Below are 24,620 nucleotides of genomic sequence, written 5' to 3'. Positions count from 1 at the left end.
GGTATCTCTCTGGCGAGAGTACGGCGACTTGGAGGCGAGCGTCAAATACCCCTGGGGGTATTTGCCAGAGAGGCAATGCGCGGCTTTGTGCCGGGGCCGGAGACGAGCTGTTGCTTCTGAGGCGTGGCCCTGGGCAGCCGAAGCGTAATCCTCGTCCCGCCGCCCCGTCCGGACTCCGCGGTGACCGTGCCGCCGTGGGCGGTGACCAGCTCCTTGACCACGGCGAGGCCGATGCCGCTGCCGCCTCCGGCACGAGCGCGGGTCCCGCGCCACAGCCGGTCGAAGATGTGCGGCAGTTCGTCGGCGGGGATGCCGGGGCCGGTGTCGGCCACCTCGACGACGGCTTCGGTGGGCGTGGCGGACGTGGTGACGGTGACGGTGTCGCCGGGGTGGCAGTGGCGGGCGGTGTTGCTCAGCAGGTTGCCGAGGGCCTGGTGCAGGCGGTCGGCGTCGGCCCGGACCGGCAGTGGAGCGGGGCCGGGCACGGTGCGCACGGTCAGCCCGGCGGTGCGGAGCTCGGCTTTCCGCTCGGCCACGGCGGCGCCGGCCAGGGCGGTCAGGTCCACCTCGGCCAGGTGCAGGGAAAGCCGGGCCGACTCGGCCTCGGCCAGTTCACCGAGGTCGTCGACGATGCGGCCAAGGCGCAGGGCCTGGTCGTGCAGGGAGGCGAGGCGCCCGGGCGAGGGGTCGGTGTAGCCGTCGCGGAGTTCCTCCAGCCCCGCCTGCAGCGAGGCCAGGGGGGTGCGCAGTTCGTGGGCGACGTCGGCGGCGAGCCGGTGGCGGGCCTGTTCGGCGTGGGTCACGTCGTCGGCCATGGCGTCGAAGGCGTGGGCGAGGTCGCCCAGTTCACCGGGTGCTTCGATGCGGGCCCGTGCGCTGCGGTCCCCGGCGGCCAGCGCACGCGCGGTGGCGGCGACCCGGACGACGGGAGCCGTCAGGCGCCGGGTGACGAACCAGCTCACGGCCAGCGCCAGCGCGCCGACGGCGGCCGCGGCCACCCAGCCCCAGGTGACGGACCGGCCCGCCGACCCGGAGCCGGCCGAGAAGATCAGGTGCACGGAGCCGATGGTGTGGCCGTCGACCAGCACGGCCGCGCTCGCGCCGGGGCCCGAGCCCATGCCCTGCTCGCGATGCAAGCGACCCCAGCCGGGCATGCCGTGCTCGTCCTCCGCCTCCGAGCCGGAGTTGCCGGAGACCACCTCGCCGTCCTCATCGCGCACGGTGAGCACCGCCCCGGCACCGGACGCGAGCGACCGGGCCGCAGACAGGTCGGCCGAGGTCCAGCCGCCCGCGGTGCGGTAAGCGTCGGCGGCGGTAGCGGCCACCTGGGAAGCCGCCCACTGGCGGTCGGCGTGATGGGCGCTGCTGAGCCCACGATCGGTTCCGATCAGCGCCGCGGCCGTCAGCAGGGCCACGGATGCCAGCGCCACCACGGCGAATGCGGCGAACAGCCGCCGCCCGAGCGGGCCGAGCCCACCGAACGGCCGAACGCCGGAGCGCGGCGAACGCGGCTCACGGATCACGGAACCACCCCAGCCGGTAGCCGACACCCAGCACTGTCTCCACGAGGTCGGGGCCGGCGCCCCCGAACTTGTGCCGCAGGTTCTTCACATGCGAGTCGATCGTCCGCTCGTACCCGGCGAACTCGTAGCCGCGCACCCGGTTGACCAGCTCGCAGCGTGAAAACACCCGGCCCGGTACCGACGCCAGCGCGGTCAGCAGACCCCACTCGGTCGGCGTCAACTCGAGAGAACAGCCGTCCAGCACCGCCTCGTGCCGGGCCTCGTCGATCCGCAGCCGTCCCTCGCCGTATGACACCACCGGCGCCGCCCCCGTCGCCGTACCCCGGGCCCGCTGCAGCACCGCGCCCACCCGCAGCACCACCTCGGTCGGGCTGAACGGCTTGGTCACATAGTCGTCGGCGCCCAGCCGCAGCCCATGAATGCGGTCCTCGACGGTCGTACGCGCGGTCAGCACCACCACCGGCACCCGCCCACGCTCACGGGCCTCGCGCAGCACCTCGTCCCCGTCCACGTCCGGCAGCCCGAGATCGAGCAGTGCCAGGTCGATGGCACGCTCTCCGAGCAGCCGTACGGCCTCTGCACCCGAGCCGGTCGTCAGCACTCCATATCCCGCGCGCTCCAAGTAGCGGCGCAGCAGTTCGCGGATCTCCTTCTCGTCCTCGACGACGAGCACGGTGGCGGCCATGTCCCACGTCTACGCGCCCTGCGCACGCCTCCGGGAGGGGCCGAACAGCCCCAACCCGCCCGTCGGGTGTCTCCATCCCGTCTCCATACGCACCGCACGTCGGCTGCAGGGTCCGGGGCGACGGTGGTCGTGCGGGAACGGAAGACGCTCCCGCGGATCCGAGGAGGTTCGCCATGAAGCGCAACATCAAGATCGCGACAGCGGTCACCGCGGGCGCCCTTGCCATCGGCGGAGTGCTGGCCGTCGGCCCGGTGACCGCGGCCACGGGCGGCGGCGCGCCGGCGGCCGCGCGGACCACGTCCCAGAGCATGCTGATGAACGCTCAGTACCAGGGGCGCCACCACGGCGGCGACACGGACGGCATGGGCCGGCACGACGGAACCTGCAACGGAGCCGCTCTGGCCGAGCAGGGCACCCTGACGGCCTCCCAGAAGGCCACGCTGGCGGACATGGCCGAGGAAGAGAAACTCGCGCACGACCTGTACACGGCGTTCGCGGCACGCTACGACGCACGGGTCTTCGAGCGGATCGCGGCGGCGGAGACCAGCCACCTGAGCGCCGTGCGCACCCTGCTGGACCGCTACGACGTCACCGACCCGACCGCCGGCAAGTCGGCCGGTGAGTTCACCGACCCGGGCGTCCAGGCCACCTACGACCGGCTCCTGAAGCAGGGCGAGGACAGCCTGGCCGGAGCCCTGAAGGCGGGCCGCACGGTCGAGAGCGACGACATCGCCGCGCTGACCGAGGCACTGTCCGGGCTCACCGCCCCGGATTCCCGCCAGGTGTACACCAACCTGCTCGCCGCCTCCGAGCGGCACCTGACGGCGTTCGAGCACTGGATCGCCGCGCAATAGGGAGGTGATGTCGGGTTGGCATGTGTGGTGTTCAGACCGGGTCGTCCGGCAGGTCGCGGTCGACCGCATCCATCGCGCGTCGTCGGAAACCGGTTCCGTTGGTGCCGTCGACGATGCCCCGGACGACGCGGTCGACGGCAGCCCTGCGGGCCGCGTCGTCGGAGAGCGGAATCCGCCGAGGCCCCGGCCACAACGGGAGAGCAGCGGTGATGCGGCACATGTTCGACATGTTCCGGCGGCACCGCATCGCGTCGATCACCGCCGTCGTCCTCGTCGCCCTGCTGCTCATCGTCACCGCTGCCGAACTCGCCGCCCGCGGTCTGCTGCACAACCGCCTCGCCGCCACGGTCGACCGGAAACTCGGCCAGGGCAGCGAGATTCACATCGACGGCGGGCCGGCCCTCCTCGACCTGTTCGAATGCCAACTGGACACGGTCACCATCGACAGCGACCACGCCACCGTCGGCCGTGTCCGCGACGTGGCCGTCCACGCCCGCCTGGACGACATACGCCTGACCGGCGACCACGGCGACCACGGCGACCACGGCGACCACGGCGACCACGGCGGGCACCGTCGCCCGCAGCGACGCCGAGGTCGAGGTGCCCGCCGTCTCCCTGCAGAGCCTGGCCACCACGCCCAACGGACGGCTTCCGGTCTCCGGTGTCCGCCTCGACGCCCAGGCCGACACCCTCACCCTGGTCATCGGCCAGGGCGGCCTCGGAGAGGCAACGCTCAAGCCCGAACTGCGGAACGGACACCTGAGCCTGCGCCTCGAAGACGCCGAGATCCTCGGCAAGCCGGCGCCCGCCGCGCTCGTCGACCGGATCCAGCACGACCTGGCCGACCGGACGGACATCGCCTATCCCCTGGGCCTCAAGGCCACCTCGGTCGACGTCACCGAGACCGGCCTCGATGTCACCCTCGCGGGAGGGCCGAGCCGGTTCCCGGCGCGGAACAGCGTCTGAACGGTGCGCACACAAGAGCGGCGTGCCGGTCGCACGACCGGCACGCCGCTCTCAACGCTGCGGATCCGTTGGCTTCACACGGCCGCGGAGCGGTTCCTGCGGCGGCGCAGGGCGAACGCCGTGATGACCGCGCCGGCCGTGACGAGACCGGCGGTCAGGGTGATCGGCAGGGTGGGGGAGACGGAGGCGCTGGCGGCGATGTTCTGGGCCTTGAGGTCCTGAACGTAGGGCGGGTACGCGCCCTGAGCCGACGTCGACGTCTGGGCGTAGTGGTGCGGGATCGGCTTCACGGACTTGACGGAGCCGTCCGTGTTCAGCAGCACCTGCTTGTTGTTGGGGTGCCGGAAGTCGAACATGCCGGTCAGGCCGCCGGCCCGCTGGTCGAAGGAGGCGTCGCCGATGCGGCCGGTGTGCCAGTTGTTCTCGATGAACTTCGTGATCGACGCCTGCTCGGTGGCGGTGTGGTCGACCGAGTTCACCCTGCTGTAGGGGGAGATGACCAGCAGCGGCTGGCGGGTGCCGGGCCCGCAGCGGTCCGCGTAGCCGCCCTTGGCGGCAGGGCCTGACTGGCAGGCGGGGCTGTCGAGGGCCTTGCCGTTGGAGCCGACGGTCGTGTCCTTGGAGCCGTTGAGGACCTTGGAGGTGACGTGGTCGTACCAGCCGTCGGAGTCGTCGTAAGCCACCACAACCGCGGTGGACTTCCACGCCGGGGACTTCTGGAGCGCGTTGATCTCCTTGACGAGGAAGTGCTGCTCGTCGATCGGGTCGGAGTAGCCGGCGTGGCCGTCCTGGTACTCGCCGGCCTTGAGGAAGCTGACCGCGGGGAGGTTGCCGGCCTTGAGGGCGGCGTCGAAGTCGGTCAGGTCGTAGTTGTGGTTGGCGCGGCCGGTGTGGCCGATCTCGGCGATGTTCTTCGGCGCGAGGTGGTGCGGGTTGGCCGTGGACTTGTAGTAGGCGAAGGGGTTGTGGTGGGGGCTGTAGTCCTCCACCGCCGCACCGCCGACGTTGGTGTGGGTCGTACCGGCGCACCGGGCGTAGTCATCCTGCTTGCCGTCCCACGCCGTCGAGGGACGGAAGCCGCCCTGGAACCAACCCCAGCTCACGTGCTTGGCATTGAGCAGGTCACCGATGTTCCTGCCCTGCATCGCGGCGAGCGCGCTGGTGGCGGTGTGGTCCTTGTCGGCGCAGTCGTCGTAGGCCGGGTCGGGGTCGTTGATGACCGTGCCGACGCCCTTGGCGTTCGGGGAGACGACCGTGTACGAGTCCGGCTTGGAGGTCTGCTTGGGGTTCTCTGTGCCGGACGCCGGGTCGACGGAGATCACGCCGTGTGTCTGGCCCGAGACCAGGTTGAGCGCGCCGGGCGTGGAAGGGCCGTAGACCGAGCTGTAGGAGCGGTCGTTGAGGGCGTAGTGCTGGGCGTAGTTCCACAGGCCGGCGACGGTGTTGCCGTCGTAGTAGTCCATCACCAGTCCGGGTTCACCGAAGAGCCCGGCGCACTTGCTGACTTCGGTGTTCTGGACGTACTGGTCGGCCTTGCCGCCGTCGGCCGCGTACTGCTCGGGGCCGTAGGAGTGGTTCTGGTCGCAGGTCATCGCCTGGGACGGGGTGAGCCGTTTGGGCGCGTAGAGGTTGGGGTTCTTCGTCAGCAGCCCGGCGTGCGCGAGGGTGTCGATGTTCTTCGGGGTCTTCTTCGAGGCCGTGAACTTCGTGCCGTCGGTGTTCGCGGCCTGGGGGTAGGTGGCGAAGTAGTGGTCGAACGAGATGTTCTCGTCGTAGATCACCACCAGGTGCTTGATCGGGGTGGCGGTGTGCGTACCGCCGTGGGCCGTGGCCGCCGACGCCGGGACGGCGCCGCCGGCGGTCGCCAGGGCGGCGGCGCCGAGCAGGGCGCCGGCCCGGCCCAGTCCGCGCCGCGTGCGTGAGGTTCTTGCTGTGCCGATCATGCTGTGTCGCCTTTCGGGGCGCGGAGTTGCGCTGCTGATGCGTCCGTGACCGTGCCGGGCGCGGACGTACTCGGCACATGCTGGGGGAGGGGCGAGACCAGCGGGCGAACGCCCGGTCAGGAAAGGTCCATGCTCGGTCAGGAAACACCCATGGTGTCTTGGCCCGTTCTTGACCGGTACGGATCGAAGGGGTCAGGCCAGCAGGGTGCGTCCCAGCCAGTCGGAGCCGTCCCGCACTCCGGGCAGCGCGAAGAAGTAGCCGCCGCCGAACGGGCTGACGTAGTCGACCAGCGGTTCGCCCGTCAGCCGCTTCTGCACGGTCTCGAACTGCCGGGTCAGGTCCTGCTGGTAGCAGCAGAACAGCAGGCCCATGTCGAGGTTGCCGTTGCTGTCCAGGCCCCGGTCGTAGTTGTATCCGCGGCGCAGGATCCGCTGGTCCTCGGTTGCCGGGGTGCGCGGATTGGCCAGCCGGATGTGGCTGTCCAGCGGGATGACGTCACCCTTGGGGTCCTGGGCGTAGTCGGGGGTGTCCTTCTCGTGGCGGCCGTCGAGGGGTGCGCCGGTGTCGCGGGAGCGGCCGAACATCCGCTCCTGCTCGGTGAGGGAGACCCGGTCCCAGAACTCCACCAGCATGCGGATCAGCCGTACGACCTGGTAGCTGCCGCCGGTCGTCCAGTCCGGCTCGCCGGAGCCCGCCCTTACCCACACCAGGCGGTTCATCTCGCGGGCGGTGGTGGGCGGGTTGGCGGTGCCGTCCATGAAGCCCAGGTGGTTGCGCGGGGTGCCGGAGGGGCGGGGTGGGCTGATGAAGCCGTCCATCCGCCAGCGTGCCTGCATGCCGCCGCGGGTGTGCCGGGTGACGTCGCGCAGGGCGTGCAGCACGGTGTCCGGGTTTCCGGCGCAGAACTGCACGCTCAGATCGCCGTGGCACCAGGCGGCGTCCAGGTCGTCGTCCGGGAAGGATGGCATCGCGGTCAGGCGGTGCGGCTTTCGGCTGGCGAGGCCGTAGCGGTCGTCGAAGAGGGAGGCGCCTACGCCGACGGTGACGGTGAGCTGGTCGGTCGGGATGTCCGTGCCGAGGGTGCCGGAGTCGGAGGGCGGGGCGGTGATTCCGAGCGGGGCCGGGCTGCCACCGCTGGTCAGGAAGCGGGCCCGGTCGGTGAGCGTGCGCAGCAGGTCGGTCAGCTCGGCGCGGTCGGCGGCGGTGGTGTCGAAGGACACGAACGCGGTGGCGCGCGGGGCCGGGGTGGTGATCCCGGCCTGGTGGACGCCGTGGAAGGGCACGCTCGCGCTTCTGCGGTCCGCACCGGCGGCGGTGACCGCGCCGCTGTCGGCGGCCACGAGACCGGTGCCGGCCACGGCCGCCGCACCCGCCAGGAAGCCTCTGCGGCCCACGGTGTTCACGAGGTCCTCCGTACGTCGGTGAGGGTGGCCACGTCGGCCAGCCGCTCGACGAGTTCGCCCAGGTCGGCGTTGACGTCCTCGCGCTGGGCGAGGGTGAGATCGGCCAGCGGGGTCCACCGGCCGGCGTGGTCGAAGGTGTCGAGGGTGTGATGGGCGCGGTTCATCCAGAGGTCGATGCCGGGAAGCCCGGTGGCGCGGGTCTTCAGCAGCGGGCGCAGGTAGCCCAGCAGGACGCGGGTGCCGTCGAGGTTGGCACGGGCGGTGGCCAGGTTGGTGCCGCTGCCGTAGTCGGTACGGCCGGTCAGCTCGAACTGCACGGTGTTCTCCAGGATCTCGTGCGCCCGCAGACCGACGTCGGCCGGGTCCATCCGCTGACCGGGCCAGCTGTCCCGCAACGCGTGCACGGCCTGGACGAGTCGGTCGGCCGGGCCGCGCAGGCTGCTCGCCGCCTCGCCGTGCCACAGCCCGTACTCCACCCGATGGAACCCGGCGAAGTCCTTGTCCCGCACCCCGGCGGCCAGCCCGGCGGTGGTCCCGTTGATCTCCGCGTCGGCGTCGCCGAAGGTGCCGTAGGCCGCGCCCATCCGCTCGTAGACGAGGTGTGCGGGCAGCCAGGCGGCACGGGCGGCGGCGAGGTCCCCGCGGTCGATGGCGTCCCGCAGGACGTCGGTCTTCTGCGCGAGTTCGACTGTGCGGGCCTGGATCCACTTCTGGTAGGCCAGCGTAGGTGGGATGAGGTCCTGTTGGGAGACGGGGAGGGCGGCCGGGCCGCTCTTGACCGTCCCGGCGCCGGTGATCCGGACGATGGGGCCGGTGACGGCGTCCGCGTCATCGGGCATGCATTTGAAGGCGTACGAGCCGTCGCCGAGGGTCACCGGCATCGGGCGGACGGTACCGGGGGCAAGCCCTTCGACCTCGCCATGGACGGCGCCGGTCTTCGCATCGGTGAGGTACACCTCGGCCGCCGCGCCGGTGGTGTTCTTCAGGTCGAACACCTGGCGTCCGGGCTTCGGATGGGTCCAGCCGCGGCCGCAGGCGGACGAGGAGACCTCGACGGTGGTGTGCCGCAGGCCGTCGGCCGAGGCCGAGGTGTGCGTGACCGCGCCGGAGCCCGCGGCCACCAGCACACCCGCCGTCACCGCGGCCGCGGCCACCAGGGCGCCGCCTGCGAGCAGCGCCGTGCGCCGCCGGGTGGGGGCGCTGGGCGGGGGCGGTATGAGGCCGGGGTCGGCTTCGGTGTCGAGGGCGGCTTCGGGCACGCCGGGCCTCCGGGGAGTCGTACGAACGAGGCGGCGCGGCCGAGCCTAAGCGGGCCGTGACGGCGGATCCGCGTTTCTGACCAGGTCCTGACCAGAGGAAAAGCGAGAATTCGTCCGCAGTTCATCCAGCCACCGGACCGGGTCCGCGACCGGCGCGGCCGCTCCGTCGTTGTCCTGCCGGGCCGATGCCCCAAGCTTCGTGAATCGATACACGCTCGGGCCGTGCGTTACGTCAGTCCGAAGGAGGACCAACTGGGCCGTGACCATGTCGGCTGGGATCCGAACATGGACGACGAGGCCCTGTTCCGCGCCAACCGGGGATGCTGGGTTCTGGGTGAACGGGCCGACCGGGAGCAGTTCGCCCTGCTGTCCGCGCAGGGCGTGGTGCGGGACGGTCACCGGGCGACCACCAGGCCGACGCCTCTCGGCCGCCGTCCGCTGCGCCGGGCCGGACAGCAGGGCTTCGGCGAGGTCGTCGGGGATGAGGCCGGTGTCGCGGGCGAGGGCGCCGGTGAGACGATGACCGGCGTCGATGTCCTCGCCGCGGAGTTCGACGAGCGCGCCGAGGGCCGGGATGGCAAGCCACCTGCCCACACGTGGCTGAGCGGGGCCGAGTCCGATCTCCTCGTGGCCAGGCGGCGTTCGAGTCCCGACAGCCGCCGAGCGAGTGGGGCGACGCCGGTCCCCAGAGTCAAGCCCCGTCGAACGGGCCAAAGGGGTTCGTTGCGCCGGACATGCCGCTGTCCATGGCGCTCGGGGTCAACGTCGGCTCACGCACCGGGATCATCGAACTGGTCGAGGTCGAACTGGTCGAGAAGGAAGTCGACCGGCGCGAGGCCCGAGGCGGTGGATTCGCCGTCGTGAAGAAGCTGCTCCGTCCAGATGACCTTGCCGCGGGTCGTGTACCGCGTTCCCCATCGCTGCGCGAACTGCGCGACCAGATAGAGCCCCCGCCCGCCTTCGTCGGTGGTCGCCGCCCGCCGCAGGCGCGGCGAGGTACCGCTGCCGTCCGAGACCTCGCAGGTCAGACAGCGTCCGTGCAACAACCGCACGCCGATCGGCGGCGAGCCGTACCGGATCGCGTTCGTGACCAACTCGCTGACGATCAGCTCCGTGGCGAATCCGGTCTCCTCCAGCCCCCACTCCCGCAACGTCTCCCTGCAGCGCGCCCGCACCGAGGGAACCAACGCCGGATCGGGCGGCACGTCCCACTCGGCCACGCGCGAGGGCGGGAACATCCGGGTACGCGCCGTCAGCAGCGCGATGTCGTCAGAGGGGCGTGACGGCTTCAGCGCGTCGATCACCGTCTGACACATCTCCTCCGGAGTGCGTTTCCCGGACCCGCCCAAAGCCCGGCGCAGCCTCTCCATCCCGACGTCGAAGTCGTGGGCGCGGTTCTCCACCAGGCCGTCGGTGTACAGCACCAGTTGGGAACCCTCCGGCAGGGCCACCTCGGCGCTCTCGAAGGGGTAGCCGCCCAGACCGAGGGGCGCCGAGACCGGCACACCAAAGGAGGTGACCGTCCCGTCCGGGCGCACCACCACCGGTTCCGGATGTCCCGCACGAGCCATCGTGCAGGTCCCCGCCACCGGGTCGTAAACCGCGTACAGACAGGTCGCTCCGGTCACCGCCTCCCCTTCGTGGCCGTCCACGGCATCACCCCTGCTCTTCTCGTTGTCCATGCCCACGACCAGGTCGTCCAGGTTCCCGAGCACCTCGTCCACGGGCAGGTCCAGGGTGGAGAAGTTGTGCACCGCGGTGCGCAGCCGACCCATCGTCGCCGCCGCGTGCAGCCCGTGACCGACGACGTCACCCATCACCAGGGCCACGCGCGCGCCCGGAAGCGGGATGACGTCGAACCAGTCCCCGCCCACCCCCGCCTCCGAGGGCAGATACCGCCAGGCCACCTCCAGCGCGTCCTGCTCCGGCTGTCCACGCGGCAGCAGACTGCGCTGCAGCGCCACCGCCATCGCGTGCTCCCGGGTGAACCTCCGGGCGTTGTCGATGGCTACCGCCGCCCGTACGGCCAGTTCCTCCGCGAAGGTGAGATCCCCCGGCTCGAAGGCGGGGGAATCCGCCGTCCGGTAGAAGTTCGCCACGCCCAGCGGTACGTTCCGCGCCCGCAGCGGCACGGCCACCAGCGACCGCAGCCCGCCCTCCAGGGCCTTCCGGGCGCGCTCCGGGTCCTGTTCCCGCCAGCCGTGTGCCCGGCGCAGGTCCGTCTCCAGCATCCCCCGCCCCTCCTGCAGCGTCCGCATCTGCGGGGTGCGGGGCGAGAACGCGATCACTTCGTCCAGCGGATACACCGGCATCATCCGCTGTTCGCCGCCGATCGCCGCCCGGCGCAGATGCCGCCAGCCCTCCGCCGTCGGCTCCCACCCCCGCAGCACCGCGTCGAGCAGATCCACCGTCACGAGGTCGGCGAACTGCGGCGCCGCCACGTCGGCGAGCTCCCTGGGCCGTACGCCTCACATCCAGCGTCGTCCCGATCCGCACCCCGGCCTCGTACAGCAGCTTCAGCCGCTCCCGCGCGACCTCGGCCCGACCCGAGATCTCCGCCAGCTCCGTGGTGTCCCGGAGGGTCACCACGCTGCCTCCCCGGTCGCCCTGCGGGTACGTCAGCCGTTTGTTCGCCGCCAGCAGCCGGTCCCCCGCGCGAAGCACCTCGTCGGTGACCTCCTCCGGCGACGACAGCAGGCTCATGACCGGCTCCGGCAGTCCCAGCTCCCGCACCGAGCGCCCCCGCACGTCAGCCGGCAGTCCGAGAAGCCGCGTCGCCTCGTCGTTCGCCAACAGCAGCCGTCCGTCGGCGCCGGTGATCAGCACCCCTTCCCGCACCGCGTGCAGGACCGCGTCGTGGTGCTCGTACAGCTGTGCCAGCTCCTCCGGAGCCAGGCCGAAGGTCTGCCGCCGCAGCCGCCGGGACACCAGCGTCGTTCCCGTCATGGCCAGCGCCAGCGCGACCGCGCCGCTGGCCAAGATGATCGGCAGCTGCGGCAGCCACAGACCCGCCACGTTCTTGACCGTGATTCCGGCGGAGACCAGGCCGACCACCTTGCCGCGCGAGTCGGTCACCGGGACCACCGCCTGCACGTCCGTCCCCCGGCCCGCGGGCAGAGGCGGCCCACCGGCCTGCTCGACGACGGTACGGCCCTTCAGCGCCGGCGCGATGGTGCCGACGAACTTCTTCCCGATCTCCCGCGGATAGGGGTACGTGTAACGAATCCCCTTCGTGCTCATGACGACGACGAAATCCATGCCTGTGCGCTTGCGCGCCGCCTCGGCCCGCGGCTGGAGCACCGCTGAGGGGTCCCGGCTCTGCAGTGCCGCGGCCACGCCAGGGGCGCTCGCGAACGACTGGGCCGCGATGACCGACTCCCGTCGCCCCTGCTTCAGAGCGTCACTCGCCGCCTGGAGCACCATGCCCACCACCGCGGCCACCACCAGCAGGACCAACGATGACGACCTGGAGGAGGTACACCTGACCGGCCGCACTGCGCAGGTCCATCCGGGAAGCGCGACCCTTGCGCGAGCGTCCGACAGGCGGATGACGTTCCGGGCTCAGAGGGCGTCCGGAGAATGCCTCCATACACCCTTGATAGCACCACTGTGGGCAAGCCGACGCGGATCAAATCCGTCGCGCGGCTGCCGCGTCGCAGCCGCAGAGGGCGTTGGTGCAGGAAGGAACGAGCTGAGCGGGAGCAGGGCGTCGAGAGCAGATGCCCGTCGGCGCGGCAGGCGTGAGTGGGCTGCCGGCCGTCCGGGCTGCGGCGGTGATGTGCTGCGCGGCGAGCCGTGCGTCCTCGTCCCCGGCCGACCCCGTGGTGATTGCGTCCCTGAAGGCGCCGGCCGGCTCGCGGTCGGCGGCATCGTATGCGCGACTGGGCAGGGGCCAGGAGCCTGTCTCCGCGCAGGACACGGCGTACCGGCGGTCGCCTGCTCACCGGGAGCAGACGCAGCCGTGACACGGCTTCCAGCCACCTACGCGGCGCGCTCTGGAAGCCCGGGGCGCCCACAGCGGACGGCGACGGCCGCGATGTCGTCATCCAGCCTTCCGCCGCTGTAATGGAGTAGGTCTCGGTGAAGCCCGTCCAGCAGCTCACGGGGCGTCGCCGGGCCGAGCTGCCGCATCCACTCCGGTAGCGGGAAGAACGTGCCGGCCCGGTCCCGGGTCTCCGTCACACCGTCGGTGTAGAGCAGCATCTGGTCGCCGGAGGCGAAGGCGACGGTGTCGACGTTGTAGTCGTCCCCGAGGAGGGTAGCGAGGTTGAGGGGCGGTGAGGGGACGGTGGGCTCAAGGACGCGGATCTCGCCGTTGCGCATCACCAGTGGCGGAGGATGTCCACAATTGAGGATTTTGACGTGTCCGCCGCCACTGGGGATCTCGGCGATCAGAGCAGTGGCGAAGTGCTCAGGCTGATCCGGGTCGAGGATGGCGACGCTGTAGCGCCTCATGCTCGTCTCCAGCCGATGGATGACGCCCCTCAGGTCGGGCTGGTCGTAAGCGTTCTCCCTGAAGCAGTTGATCACCGCCGAGGCGGCTCCCACGGCCGGCAGCCCTTTGCCGCGCACGTCACCGATGAGCAGCCGAACCCCGTACGGCGTGTCGGCCACCTCGTAGAAGTCGCCTCCGATCCGGGCATGCTCCTGAGCCGCCACATACAGCGACTCGACATCGAGGTCTTGGACACGGTGCGGCAGCGGGCGCAGCAACACCTGCTGCGCTGCGTCGGCGACGAGCCGGACCTGGAAGAGCGTTTCCTCTCGCTGGAGTCGAAGATGACTCGTATATGCGGCCGTCAAAGTGACCGCGACGATCGCAGCCGCCGTGTAAGGCGTTCCGAGATCGGAGTACACGAGGTTCAGCCCGATCATGGTCAGCAGGCAGAACGCCCCCAGTGCGATCGTCGGGAGCACGGGCCACATCGCAGCGGCCAGGGCGGGTGCGGCAGGCAGGAGACGGCTGAACGCGATTTCCCTGGGAGTGGCGAAGGCCAAGCCAGTGATGAGGGCGGTGAGAATCACGGGGGACAGCAGGACGATCTCACGTCGGGCATCGGATGAAGGGCGGTGGCGCCGGGGTCGTCCTGTCCTGATCACAAAAATCATCTTAATGGGGCATAACGGGCTTCGGTCGTGAGGGCATCGGCGCCCATGCGCGCCGACCGGCCGCTCGACCGCGCCGTGTGGCCCTCTCAGAACGCCCCCGGCTGTGAGCGGCTCTTCCGCGGTGGGCAGCCCAGGGGTCGGAGCCCGTCGTCAAGGTGAAGCTCGCGCCTCTCCGGGCCGAGCCTCCCCTCTCTTCGGGGGTGCACGTGGTCTGGGACCACGGCCGTCTTGGGCGCGAACCGCAGGTCATGGCCTTCATGTCCGCATACGATCGACAACTCGTTCGGCGGTTGGTTCGCCTTCGAGGGCAACGGCAAGGAGGCACCGTCGCCACCCTCCGAGACCAGGACCTCCCTCGCGGTCTGGGTCGGCCTGTACCCGACTGTCGTGCTGCTGACGCTTGCTCTGTCCCCGCTGCACATGCCGCTCTGGATCGGTCTGCTCGTGGGCAACCTGCTGTCGAGTTTCCTCATGAGCTTCCTGACCATGCCCTACTACGTGAACCCGATGCTCGGGCGATGGCTGCGGCCGGCACCGGACGAACCGGCCAGGGCCAACCTCCGTGGTCTCGGTATCGTCGCGGTGGCGATGGCCATCTGGGTCGTCGTCTTCTACCTCGTCGCGGTCCGGTTCTGGACGCTGCCCTGACCGGCGACTTCGGTAGCCTGCCGTCCTGAAGCCGAGCGGCTTCTTCACGAGGTAGTGCTGGTCGTGCCCGCGCCCGCGCCCGCGGGGATGGTCCCGTCATGCGTTGGATGTGAATGCGCCTCGCTCGCGAGTTCCACGCTGCCGAGGGGCCTCGGGCGGGCGGCAGGCAGCGAGCCGGCTTCCGGGGGCGGTCGAGCGCCGACCGGCCGACAACCAAAGGGACCGTGGTCCACGAACCAGAGCGATGTCGGTGCCCGACAGGTCGGTGCGTGGAGGCACGTCGTCCGTGGGCAGAGTGGTCTCCCGCATCGTTGATGGCTCATCAGGCAAGTCAGCATCCTGTCAGCATGAGCCGCCGGACTTTCCTGGAGGATTGCCTGAAAGGCGCCGGTGCGGCGCGAAAGCCCAGGGATGAAGCCGTCTCGCCCGAGCGGAGCGATGTTCCTCACAATTCTCGACCGGCGTGTCCCGGTGTAGAGTCGACACCGCCCTTGACCTGCACAAAGCAGGCAGGGAGCCGTCAAAACAGGAGTCCAAAGTGCTGCGTACTCTGTTCAAGTCCAAGATCCACCGAGCCACCGTCACCCAGGCCGACCTGCACTACGTGGGATCGGTGACCATCGACGCGGATCTGCTCGACGCGGCCGATCTGCTGCCCGGTGAGCTCGTCCACATCGTCGACATCACCAACGGCGCCCGGTTGGAGACGTACGTCATCGAGGGCGCGCGAGGCTCGGGAGTGGTCGGGATCAACGGTGCCGCCGCCCATCTCGTCCACCCCGGCGACCTGGTGATCATCATCAGTTACGCTCAAGTGACCGACGCCGAGGCGCGGGCATTCGAACCCAGGGTGGTGCACGTGGACGCCGACAACCGCATCGTCGCCCTCGGGGCCGACCCCTCCGAGCCGGTTCCGGGCTCGGATCAGGAGCGCAGCCCGCAGGCGGTGTCGGCCTGACCCAGCTGCTTCGACGACCTTCGGACCAGGAGCGTGCCCATGAGCGACATCGAGATCCGTGACGACCGACAGGCAGGACGCCTGGAGGCGTTCGGTTCCGGGGGAGGTGAAGTCGTGGGCCACATCCAGTACTTCGTCCTCGAATCGCCCGAGCGCGCCCTGGTCCCGGTCCACACCATCGTGGAACCGGCCCATGAGGGACAGGGCATCGCGGGCTCCCTGGCCCGCGAGCTCTACGGCATCGCGGCGGCGGAGGGCATCCCGGTCGCCCCGCTGTGCCCCTACGTCGTCAAGTGGGCCGAACGCCACCCGGACGAGGCCCCTGCCGCTGCCCCGGAACTCCTCCACGCGGCGAAGCGGTGGCTGGCGGCCCACCCCGAGGGCTTCTGACCCCAGCGACACCGGCGCCGGCCCGGTGGCCGCCGCCGACCGAACAGCAAGAGACGCGGCCGAAGCGGAGCGGTGTCCGGGCGTCATGCCGAGTTCGAGCGGCGGCGTGATCGGGCCGCCGCGTCAGCAAGACTCCCGCCGGGTCTGGCACACCGGGGCGTCATGCCCGGTTCGCGGGCGGCGGATTCAGACCGGTGCCGCTACGGCGGGGAAGCCTTCCTCCGGGTGCGGCACTCCGGGTGCGGCACATCGGGGCGTCATGCCGAGTCCATGCGCCGGCGTGATCAGCCCGGTGCCGCACATCGCAGCGCAGGCCCGCCCTCGGTGCTGCGCACTACAGGCCCGCCCTCGGTGCTGCGCACTACAGGCCCGCCCTCGGTGCTGCGCACCACAGGCCCGCCCTCGGTGCTGCGCACCACAGCGCCAAAGCCCGCCTCAGGCACCGCTGCCGTCGCCGCTGCTCTCCAAGCCCGCGTCGCCCTACGCCAAGCCCCCGACCCGCACGCCCCACACCCCCACCCGGACCTTGCTCATCACGCGGGTGGGTGACTGGCGGGAAGCCTTGCGGGTACGCGGGGAGTAGTCCAGAGCCGACGTCGACCGACTGGCTGGAGGACCCGATGACCAACCCGTACCCCGACCCCGTCCCGCCCGGTCCCACTCCGGGCCCCGGGCCCGGCCCAGGCCCCGTCCCTACACCGGGCCCGCCCCCGGAGCCTCCGAACCCGACCCCGACTCCCGACCCGTCGCCGATCCCGCCGGGCCCGGAGCCGGTCCCGAACCCGGAACCAGGGCCGCCGCTCAGCTGACCGCGGCAAAGCCGACCCGGAATTCGCTGCCGCCCGCGCCTGCACGGCAGGACCATGCCGCCCGACCGGCGCGCGCCGCGAGAACCGGCTGAACACGAAGGAGGAGGGCCGCCCCACGGCGGCCCTCCTCCACGCCCAGCCGTGCCGCCCGACCGACGCCCACCGCGAGATCAGGCCGAACGGGAAAGAAGGGGCCGCTCAACAGCGCGGCCCCTTCTCGCGAGCGTCATGCCTAGCCGGTCACCTCGGACCGGTCCCCGCCCCACAGCGTGTGGAACGAGCCGTCCCGGTCCGTGCGCCGGTACGTGTGCGCACCGAAGAAGTCCCGCTGCCCCTGCGTGAGCGCCGCAGGCAGACGCTCGGCGCGCAGGGCGTCGTAGTAGGCCAGCGCCGCGGAGAATCCGGGCACCGGCACCCCCTGCCGCGTCGCCGCGATGATCACGTCACGCCAGTCGTCCTGCGCGTCGGCGATCTCCTGCGCGAAGGTGTCGTCGGAGAGCAGGCTCGGCAGGTCCGCGCGGGTGTCGTACGCGGAACGGATGCGGTCGAGGAAGGCCGCGCGGATGATGCAGCCGCCGCGCCAGATCGCGGAGACGGCGCCCAGGTCGATGTCCCAGTCGTACTCCTCACGGGCGGCCGCGATCTCGTGGAAGCCCTGCGTGTACGACACGATCTTCGAGGCGTACAGCGCCTGCTCGACGCGGTCCGCGAAGGCACCCGCCTCGGACTCCGACAGCGGGGTCGCCTTGGGCCCGGCGAGACCGCGTGACGCCTCCCGCAGCTCCGCGTGGCCGGACAGGGAGCGGGCGAAGACCGCCTCCGCGATGCCCGAGACCGGGACACCCAGGTCGAGGGCGATCTGGACGGTCCAGCGGCCGGTGCCCTTCTGCTCGGCCTGGTCCACCACCACGTCCACGAACGGCTTGCCCGTCGCCGCGTCCACGTGGGACAGCACCTCGGCCGTGATCTCGATCAGGTACGAGTCCAGGCGGCCGGTGTTCCAGGTGCGGAAGATGTCGGCGATCTGGGCGGGGGAGTACCCGGCCACATCCCGCAGCAACTGGTACGCCTCACCGATCAGTTGCATGTCGGCGTACTCGATGCCGTTGTGGACCATCTTCACGAAGTGCCCGGCCCCGTCGGGACCGACGTGCGTGACACAGGGCGCCCCGTCCGCCGCCTTCGCGGAGATCTTCTCCAGCATCGGGCCGAGAGAGTCGTACGACTCCTTCGGGCCGCCCGGCATGATGCTCGGGCCGTTGAGCGCGCCCTCCTCGCCGCCGGAGACGCCCATGCCGACGAAGTGGATGCCCTGCTCGCGCAGTTCGCGCTCCCGGCGCCGGGTGTCGGCGAAGTGCGCGTTGCCACCGTCGATGATCATGTCGCCCGGCTCCAGCAGCGGTGCGAACTCCTGGATCACCGCGTCGGTCGGCTCACCGGCCTTCACCATGATGACCAGACGGCGCGGCCGCTCCAGGGCCGCCACGAACTCCTTCGCGGTCTCGGCCGCGACGAAGTCGCCCTCGCTCCCGAACTCCTCGACCAGGGCGTGCGTGCGCGACGCGGTCCGGTTGTGCAGGGCGACCGTATAGCCGTTGCGGGCGAAGTTGCGGGCCAGGTTGCGGCCCATGACCGCGAGGCCCGTGACACCGATCTGCGCTGTGTTGCTCATACCGCCTGCTCCCAAAAGATCCCGTGGATCGCGTAGGTCGTCTATCGCTGCCGGTCGTGCTTGTCAGTATCGTCCACCGGTCATCCTGGCTTGTCGGGGGACTGTCCGCACACCAGGGATACGGTTCGGGCGCCTCGTTGCGTTCAGCGGGAGACGCGGGTCCGACGCACGCCCCTACGCGGCTGGTTGCCGTCTTGTCATGGCCTGTTCGCGGCGCTTACTTTTGCCCCTCCTGACGCATGACGCATGTCTAGGGGGAGGCCTCCATGGCCGTACGCGGCCGGCATCGCCGGTATCAGCCGAACAGGATCAACCGCGCCTCGCTCACCGTCACCGCGGGCGGTGTCGGCATCGCGGTCCCGCTCATCGGCACCGGCACCGCCCACGCGGCCGACATGGCCACCTGGAACAAGGTCGCCGCGTGCGAGTCCAGCAGCAACTGGAGCATCAACACCGGCAACGGCTATTACGGCGGCCTCCAGTTCACCCGCTCCACCTGGGAGGCGTACGGCGGCACCCGGTACGCGGCCCGCGCGGATCTGGCCACCAAGGACCAGCAGATCGCCGTGGCGGAGAAGGTGCTGGACGGACAGGGGCCGGGCGCCTGGCCGGCGTGCTCGGGGCGGGCCGGGCTCACCCGCGGGGGCTCCACCCCGGACGTCCACCCCCGCACCGAGAAGACGTCCGAGAGGATGTCCACGAAGACGTCCTCCGTGCGGGACGTCCAGCCGCAGACCACTCCCCAGTCGCGGGCCGGCAGGGCCGAGATGTACACGGTGGTCCACGGCGACTCGCTCTCCGGGATCGCCGACGCCCAGAAGGTCCGGGGCGGCTGGCGGGGGCTGTACGCCGCCAACCGCGAGACCGTCGGCGCCGACCCCGACCTGATCCTGCCCGGACAGCGGCTGAAACTGCGTGCCACCGCCGCCACGCCCACCACCACGCACCACGCCCCGGCGAAGAAGACCTCCTCCGACACCCGGAAGAAGACCGAGAAGCCCGAGAAGTCCGAGAAGGCCGCGGACACCGGCCTGATCGCCCCCGTGAACGCCTCCCTGGGCACCCCGTACCGCAAGGCGGGTTCCGCCTGGTCGAAGGGCTACCACACCGGCGTCGACTTCCCGGTGCCCACCGGGACGTCCGTGAAGGCCGTCGGGGCCGGCAAGGTCGTCACCTCGGGATGGGGCGGCTCCTTCGGCTACCAGGTGGTGATCCGGCACGCCGACGGCCGCTACACGCAGTACGCCCACCTGTCCGCGATCTCCGTGAAGGCCGGGCAGAGCGTGGGCGGCGGACAGCGCATCGGCCGTTCGGGCTCCACCGGCAACAGCTCGGGCCCGCATCTGCACTTCGAGGTGCGGACGGGGCCCGGCTTCGGCAGCGACATCGACCCGTTGGCCTATCTCAGGGCCGGCGGCGTCAGGATTTGACCCGCGCCCGATGCCGGTCGAGGACCGGCATCGGGATGTACGCGGCACCGTAGAAGGGGCCGTAGTACGCCGGCGGCTCCTCGCCCGGGGGCGGGAGCTCGTCGGTCGGGCGGGCCGTCGGACCGTGGCCCGGCGCCGCGTCAGGCGTGGCGGGGGCCGGTACGAGCAGTTCCTCGCGCAGGGCGGCGACCTGTTCGACGAGCACGCCCTCGCGCACGAGAGCGTCGGCCGGTTCCTCGGCGGGCACCGGGACGAACGCGTCCCCGTCGTCGAGGGCCGCGGCCGCCGACGGCTCGGCGTGGGTGCGCTGGATGCGCTCCGTGGTCAGCAGGATCAGGCCGCCCGCCGCCACCACCCCGCAGCTCAGGGCGAGCGCGGTGCCGGTGGTGCCGTAGCGGAAGGTTTCGCCGAACATCGTGATGCCGACCGCCGCCGCCACCACCGGGTTCACGACCGTCAGGGTCGCCAGCGGGGCCGCGAGGCCCGCGCCGCGGTAGGAGGCCTGCGACAGCATCAGTCCGGCCGTGGCCAGGACGCCGATCGCGGCCAGTGCGGGCAGGTCCGCCGTGGTGACGCCGCCGGTCCAGTCGACGGCGACCGTCTTGGTGAACACGGAGGACATCCCGAACGCTATGCCGGACGCGGTCGCGAGCAGCATGCTGCGCACCACCGGGTGCCGGTGCGCGGCCCGGCCCGCGATCATCAGGGCGACCACCGCGGCGGCCGTCACCAGCCCGGCGAACACCCGCTGGGCCGTGCTCAGGGACTGCGCGTCGGAGGCGCCCACCAGGGAGAGCAGACCGGCCAGACCCACCGTCGCCATGATCGCGCCCCGCCAGGCGGTGGCCCCGGCCCTGCGGCCCACGAACAGCGCGGCCATCGGCAGCGCGAACACGATCGTCAGGGCGCCCAGCGGCTGCACCAGGCTGAGCGGACCGTAGGCGAGCGCCACCACGTGCAGGAGTCCGCCCAGGCCGTTCAGCGCGACAGCGGCCCACCAGCCCGGCCGGCGCAGCGGAGCGTAGTGCTCGTCGGGGTGCGACACGGCGACCTGCTCCTGCACGATCGCTCCGCCCGCGTAGGCGACGGCGGAGACGAGCGAGAGGAGCACGGACAACGCGAGGGCACTCATGAGCTGCTCCTCTGCGTGAGGCGGGGGCTGGCTGCCCGGCGCGACGATCGGTCGTCTTCCATGACCAACACGATGCCCGGAAAAGTTCTTCCCGTCGTCGTCCCTGAGCAGGCAATGGGTCCTACTGCCGATGGAGTACAAAAGGGTCCGTGTCCTCCCCAGGGCGGGTGACACGGGGTGGAGGGCCCCTGCTGGGTACCCCTACGGGTCCTGGTACTACTGCTGGTCGTGGACCTGGACCCGGAACTCGCGGCACTGCGACCGCTCGGCGCCTTCTTCGTACTACGGACGATCGGCGGCACTCCCGGCGCACCCAGCCCGGCGCTGCCGACCCTCGCACAAGTCTACGAGAAACAGGGGTCGGATGTTTACCGAAATCCCCTGACTTTCCGGGTCCGGAAGGTCGCCGAGGCCCTGCGGGCCCCCGAGCCCCGGATCGCGGCCTCCATCGCCCACCAGGGTCTCGCGGCCCGGCTGTGGTCGGTGGCGCTCGGCTGCGCGGTCCTGTACGGCCGTATCCCCGACCTCGCATCGCACCGTCTGCGCTGGGACCCCGACGCGAGCGCCCCCGACGACCTGTGGCTGGAGGGCGTCGAGCCGTTGCCGGGCGATGCCGTCACCGTCGCCGACGTCGTGCTGCACGGCCATCTCGAACCGCTGGCGGCAGCGCTGCGCGCCGAGTACCGGCTGGCCGGCGGACTGCTGTGGGGCAACGCCGGATCGGCGCTCGCGGGCGCCGCCCGTCAGCTGCTGGGCCGGCGTCCGGACCTCTCCGCGCGCACCCGCGACCTCACGGCGGGACTCCTCGCCCACCCCCTGCTCACCGGCACGCTCGACGGCACCACGCTCCGCCGCCGCAGCTGCTGTCTGTACTACCGGTTGCCGGAGGGTGGCGTGTGCGGTGACTGTTGCTTCACACGAGCCCCGCGCTCTTCCCCGCGCGGCGCATCTGGGTGACCATGAAAGCCGACCAGCCGTAGAGACAGGGGGTTCCGGGTGCGTGTGGGCCTGCTGACCCGGGAGTACCCGCCGGATGTGTACGGCGGTGCGGGTGTCCATGTCGAGTTCCTCGCCCGGGAGTTGAGGTCCCTCGTAGACCTGGACGTGCACTGCTGGGGCGAGGGCCGGGCGGACGGTGTCGTACGCCACCGGCCCTGGTCCGGACTGGACACCGCCAACGACGCGCTGCGCACGTTCTCCGTGGACCTCGCCATGGCCGCGGGCCTCGAAGGCCGTGAGCTGGTCCACTCGCACACCTGGTACGCCAACCTCGCCGGCCACTTCGGCAAGCTGCTGCACGGCATCCCGCACGTGATGACCGCCCACTCCCTGGAACCCCTGCGCCCGTGGAAGGCCGAGCAGCTCGGCGGCGGGTACGCGCTGTCGAGCTGGGCCGAGCGCACCGCGATCGAGACCGCCGACGCGGTGATCGCCGTGTCGGGAGCCATGCGTGAGGACATCCTCGGCTGCTATCCGGTACTGGATCCGGCCAAGGTCCACATCGTGCACAACGGCATCGACACCGCCCTGTACCGGCCCGACCACGGCACCGAGGTACTGGACCGCATCGGCCTGGACCGGGACCGCCCGTTCGTGCTGTTCGTCGGCCGGATCACCCGCCAGAAGGGCGTGCCCCATCTGATGCGCGCGGTCCGGGACATCGACCCGGCCGCGCAGGTCGTGCTGTGCGCGGGCGCGCCGGACACTCCGGAGATCGACCGGGAGTTCCGCGAGCTCTTCGAGGAGCTGAGCCGGGTCCGCGAGGGCGTGCACTGGATCCCGCAGATGCTGCCCCGCCCCGAGGTGATCCAGCTGCTCACCCATGCCGCGGTGTTCGTCTGCCCCTCGGTGTACGAGCCGCTCGGCATCGTCAACCTGGAGGCGATGGCCTGCGGGACTCCCGTGGTGGCCTCGCGGGTCGGCGGTATCCCCGAAGTCGTGGACGACGGCAGGACCGGACTGCTCGTGACCGTGGACGACGGGTTCGAGACGGCTCTCGCGGGGGCACTCGACTCAGTGATCGGCGATCCGGCCACGGCACGGCGGATGGGCGAGGCGGGACGGGAGCGCGCGGTCGACGAGTTCGGCTGGGACGCCGTCGCGCGGCGCACGGTCCGGCTGTACGACGAGATCGTCAAACAGGCGTAGCGAGCCTCTGACAAGGGCAAGCATGGGTCACAAACCAGGTGAGGGGAGCGGCCATGCGTCGTGGCGGACCTTCGGTGCTCGGCATCGTACTCGCGGGCGGAGAAGGCAAACGCCTGATGCCCCTGACCACGGATCGCGCCAAACCCGCGGTCACCTTCGGGGGCACGTACCGGCTGGTCGACTTCGTCCTGTCCAATCTGGTCAACGGTGACATCCTGCGCATCTGCGTGCTCACGCAGTACAAGTCGCACTCGCTTGACCGGCACATCACCACCACCTGGCGGATGTCGAGCCTGCTCGGCAACTACATCACGCCGGTGCCCGCCCAGCAGCGCCTCGGACCGCGCTGGTACCTGGGCAGCGCGGACGCGATCCTGCAGTCCCTGAACCTGATCTACGACGAGCGGCCCGAGTACGTGGCGGTGTTCGGCGCCGACCACGTGTACCGCATGGACCCGCGCCAGATGCTCGCGCAGCACATCGAGTCCGGCGCGGGCGTCACGGTGGCCGGGATCCGCGTCCCGCGCTCCGAGTCCCCGTCGTTCGGGGTGATCTCCCCGGGCTCGGACGGCCTCACGGTGGAGCGTTTCCTGGAGAAGCCGGCCGACCCGCCCGGTCTCGCGGACGACCCGGAGACCGTGTTCGCCTCGATGGGCAACTACATCTTCACCACCAAGGCCCTGATCGAGGCGCTCCAGCGGGACTCCGAGGACGAGCACTCCGTCCACGACATGGGCGGTTCGATCCTCCCGCAGCTCACCGACCGCGGTGAGGCCCAGCTCTACGACTTCAGCGCCAACCACGTGCCCGGCGAGACCACCCGCGACCGCGGCTACTGGCGGGACGTCGGCACCCTGGACGCCTACTACGACGCCCACATGGACCTGATCGCCGAGCGCCCCGCTTTCAACCTCTACAACCGGCAGTGGCCCGTCTACACCCACTCCGGCCAGCTGTCCCCGGCCCGTTTCAACGCGGGCGGCATCGCCAGTGAGTCCATCATCAGCGCGGGCTGCCTGATCCGCGGCCAGGTCTCCCGCTCCGTGCTCTCACCGGGCGTCCTGGTCGACCCGGGGGCCGTCGTCCAGGGGTCGGTCCTGCACGACAACGTCAAGATAGGCCGGGGCGCGGTGGTCCGCGGCGCCGTCCTCGACAAGAACACCGAGGTCCCGCCGGGCGCCACGATCGGGGTGAACCCGGATCGGGACGCGGAGCTGTACACGGTTTCCAAGGGCGGGGTGATCGCCCTCGGGAAAGGGCAGCTGGTGTCGTAGTCGGGGGCGGGTCAGCCCGCTTCCCCCAGGGCACCGAGGTTCTTCATGATCACCTCGGTGGTCCGGCTCAGCTCGTCCGAGGGGCTGATCTGGAGGTATTCGCTGCCCGGCTCGGTGTGGAGGGGCACGTGCCCCGCGGGCGCGTAGAACGCGTCGCCCTCGTGGTAGACCTCGTCGTGGTCCGCGAAGTGGAAGGTGAGTTCGCCCCTGAAGACGTAGCCCCAGTGCGGGCACTGGCAGCGGTCGTCGGGCAGCCCCTTGAGCAGCGGCCGGTGGTCGACGTCCTCGCGGAAGGTCAGGAAGTCGACCGTGTAGTCGCCCAACGCCTCGGAGCGGTCGACGACCACCCCGTAGTCGCCGCCCTGGGTGGTGGTGTCGCGGGAAACCTTCGGCATCTCCGTCGCCTTCTTCCGGCA

Annotated in this window: 20 protein-coding genes and 1 pseudogene; 9 read left to right on the top strand and 12 right to left on the bottom strand. The window is 71.0% G+C overall.

Annotated features, from left to right (window positions below; all coding sequences use genetic code 11):
• Window positions 1-41 precede the first annotated feature (41 nt).
• Both RKD20_RS05145 and RKD20_RS05140 read right to left on the bottom strand, forming a co-directional pair.
• Window positions 42-1,523, bottom strand: a complete 1,482-nt coding sequence (locus tag RKD20_RS05145; RefSeq protein WP_424876611.1) for a sensor histidine kinase — start codon at window positions 1,521-1,523, stop codon at window positions 42-44.
• Window positions 1,513-2,208 (bottom strand): response regulator transcription factor, encoded by a 696-nt coding sequence (locus RKD20_RS05140; RefSeq protein WP_424876610.1) that lies wholly within the window; start codon window positions 2,206-2,208, stop codon window positions 1,513-1,515. The genes RKD20_RS05145 and RKD20_RS05140 overlap by 11 nt, the downstream gene beginning before the upstream one ends.
• 173 nt (window positions 2,209-2,381) lie before the next feature.
• Between RKD20_RS05140 and RKD20_RS05135 the strand changes: the two genes are divergently transcribed.
• The gene (locus tag RKD20_RS05135; protein ID WP_424876609.1) at window positions 2,382-3,062 is read left to right on the top strand and encodes a DUF2202 domain-containing protein; all 681 of its coding nucleotides are present in this window, start codon (window positions 2,382-2,384) and stop codon (window positions 3,060-3,062) included.
• 31 nt (window positions 3,063-3,093) lie between these two features.
• Here RKD20_RS05135 and RKD20_RS05130 read toward each other — a convergent pair whose 3' ends face one another.
• On the bottom strand, window positions 3,094-3,351 hold the full coding sequence (locus RKD20_RS05130) for a hypothetical protein (protein ID WP_424876608.1): 258 nt from the start codon (window positions 3,349-3,351) through the stop codon (window positions 3,094-3,096).
• 311 nt (window positions 3,352-3,662) lie between these two features.
• On the opposite strand from RKD20_RS05130, the gene RKD20_RS05125 reads away from it, so the two are divergent.
• Window positions 3,663-4,028, top strand: a complete 366-nt coding sequence (locus RKD20_RS05125) for a hypothetical protein (RefSeq protein ID WP_424876607.1) — start codon at window positions 3,663-3,665, stop codon at window positions 4,026-4,028.
• 74 nt (window positions 4,029-4,102) lie between these two features.
• On the opposite strand, the gene RKD20_RS05120 is transcribed toward RKD20_RS05125, so the two are convergent.
• The 6 genes and pseudogenes from RKD20_RS05120 to RKD20_RS05095 all read right to left on the bottom strand — a co-directional run bounded on the left by RKD20_RS05120 (window position 4,103) and on the right by RKD20_RS05095 (window position 13,659).
• Window positions 4,103-5,971, bottom strand: a complete 1,869-nt coding sequence (locus RKD20_RS05120) for a phospholipase C (RefSeq protein WP_424876606.1) — start codon at window positions 5,969-5,971, stop codon at window positions 4,103-4,105.
• 192 nt (window positions 5,972-6,163) lie between these two features.
• Window positions 6,164-7,375, bottom strand: coding sequence for an iron uptake transporter deferrochelatase/peroxidase subunit (gene efeB, locus RKD20_RS05115; RefSeq protein WP_424876605.1), 1,212 nt, complete (start codon window positions 7,373-7,375; stop codon window positions 6,164-6,166).
• The gene (locus RKD20_RS05110; protein WP_424876604.1) at window positions 7,372-8,634 is read right to left on the bottom strand and encodes an EfeM/EfeO family lipoprotein; all 1,263 of its coding nucleotides are present in this window, start codon (window positions 8,632-8,634) and stop codon (window positions 7,372-7,374) included. Before RKD20_RS05110 ends, efeB begins: the two co-directional genes overlap by 4 nt.
• Window positions 8,635-8,679: 45 nt before the next feature.
• Window positions 8,680-9,228, bottom strand: a complete 549-nt coding sequence (locus RKD20_RS05105) for a hypothetical protein (protein ID WP_424876603.1) — start codon at window positions 9,226-9,228, stop codon at window positions 8,680-8,682.
• Window positions 9,229-9,404: 176 nt separating this feature from the next.
• A pseudogene (locus RKD20_RS05100) lies at window positions 9,405-12,142 on the bottom strand (SpoIIE family protein phosphatase).
• 473 nt (window positions 12,143-12,615) lie between these two features.
• Window positions 12,616-13,659: a PP2C family protein-serine/threonine phosphatase gene (locus tag RKD20_RS05095; protein WP_424876602.1), complete on the bottom strand. Its 1,044-nt coding sequence runs from the start codon at window positions 13,657-13,659 to the stop codon at window positions 12,616-12,618.
• Window positions 13,660-14,130: 471 nt separating this feature from the next.
• Between RKD20_RS05095 and RKD20_RS05090 the strand changes: the two genes are divergently transcribed.
• From RKD20_RS05090 to RKD20_RS05080, 3 genes are all read left to right on the top strand, one after another.
• The gene (locus RKD20_RS05090) at window positions 14,131-14,391 is read left to right on the top strand and encodes a hypothetical protein (RefSeq protein ID WP_424876601.1); all 261 of its coding nucleotides are present in this window, start codon (window positions 14,131-14,133) and stop codon (window positions 14,389-14,391) included.
• Between the two features lie 538 nt (window positions 14,392-14,929).
• On the top strand, window positions 14,930-15,349 hold the full coding sequence (panD, locus tag RKD20_RS05085; RefSeq protein ID WP_424876600.1) for an aspartate 1-decarboxylase: 420 nt from the start codon (window positions 14,930-14,932) through the stop codon (window positions 15,347-15,349).
• Window positions 15,350-15,388: 39 nt separating this feature from the next.
• On the top strand, window positions 15,389-15,739 hold the full coding sequence (locus RKD20_RS05080) for a GNAT family N-acetyltransferase (protein ID WP_389820491.1): 351 nt from the start codon (window positions 15,389-15,391) through the stop codon (window positions 15,737-15,739).
• 1,041 nt (window positions 15,740-16,780) lie between these two features.
• Here RKD20_RS05080 and gndA read toward each other — a convergent pair.
• Window positions 16,781-18,220: an NADP-dependent phosphogluconate dehydrogenase gene (gndA, locus tag RKD20_RS05075; RefSeq protein WP_424876599.1), complete on the bottom strand. Its 1,440-nt coding sequence runs from the start codon at window positions 18,218-18,220 to the stop codon at window positions 16,781-16,783.
• Between the two features lie 266 nt (window positions 18,221-18,486).
• Here gndA and RKD20_RS05070 point away from each other — a divergent pair, with 266 nt between their 5' ends.
• Complete coding sequence (locus tag RKD20_RS05070) at window positions 18,487-19,650, top strand: transglycosylase family protein (RefSeq protein ID WP_424876598.1); 1,164 nt, start codon at window positions 18,487-18,489, stop codon at window positions 19,648-19,650.
• Here the strand turns inward: RKD20_RS05070 and RKD20_RS05065 are convergent.
• A complete protein-coding gene (locus RKD20_RS05065; RefSeq protein ID WP_424876597.1) occupies window positions 19,640-20,782 on the bottom strand; it encodes a DMT family transporter in 1,143 nt (380 codons plus the stop codon). The genes RKD20_RS05070 and RKD20_RS05065 overlap by 11 nt on opposite strands.
• Before the next feature lie 210 nt (window positions 20,783-20,992).
• Here RKD20_RS05065 and RKD20_RS05060 point away from each other — a divergent pair, with 210 nt between their 5' ends.
• The 3 genes from RKD20_RS05060 to glgC are packed head-to-tail and all read left to right on the top strand — an operon-like array spanning window position 20,993 to window position 24,204.
• Complete coding sequence (locus RKD20_RS05060; RefSeq protein WP_424883146.1) at window positions 20,993-21,739, top strand: (2Fe-2S)-binding protein; 747 nt, start codon at window positions 20,993-20,995, stop codon at window positions 21,737-21,739.
• A gap of 39 nt (window positions 21,740-21,778) precedes the next feature.
• Window positions 21,779-22,930, top strand: a complete 1,152-nt coding sequence (glgA, locus tag RKD20_RS05055; RefSeq protein ID WP_424876596.1) for a glycogen synthase — start codon at window positions 21,779-21,781, stop codon at window positions 22,928-22,930.
• A 53-nt stretch (window positions 22,931-22,983) separates the two neighbouring features.
• Window positions 22,984-24,204: a glucose-1-phosphate adenylyltransferase gene (glgC, locus tag RKD20_RS05050; RefSeq protein WP_424876595.1), complete on the top strand. Its 1,221-nt coding sequence runs from the start codon at window positions 22,984-22,986 to the stop codon at window positions 24,202-24,204.
• 11 nt (window positions 24,205-24,215) lie between these two features.
• On the opposite strand, the gene RKD20_RS05045 is transcribed toward glgC, so the two are convergent.
• Window positions 24,216-24,599 carry a hypothetical protein gene (locus RKD20_RS05045; protein ID WP_424876594.1) on the bottom strand — a complete coding sequence of 128 codons (384 nt, stop codon included), beginning with the start codon at window positions 24,597-24,599 and terminating at the stop codon, window positions 24,216-24,218.
• Window positions 24,600-24,620: the final 21 nt, after the last annotated feature.

It is taken from the genome of Streptomyces sp. SLBN-8D4 (genome assembly GCF_049739545.1).
Taxonomy (GTDB): domain Bacteria; phylum Actinomycetota; class Actinomycetes; order Streptomycetales; family Streptomycetaceae; genus Streptomyces; species Streptomyces canus_C.
The sequence above is the reverse complement of the archived record's forward strand: the minus strand, read 5'-3'. Positions and strand labels throughout refer to the sequence as shown.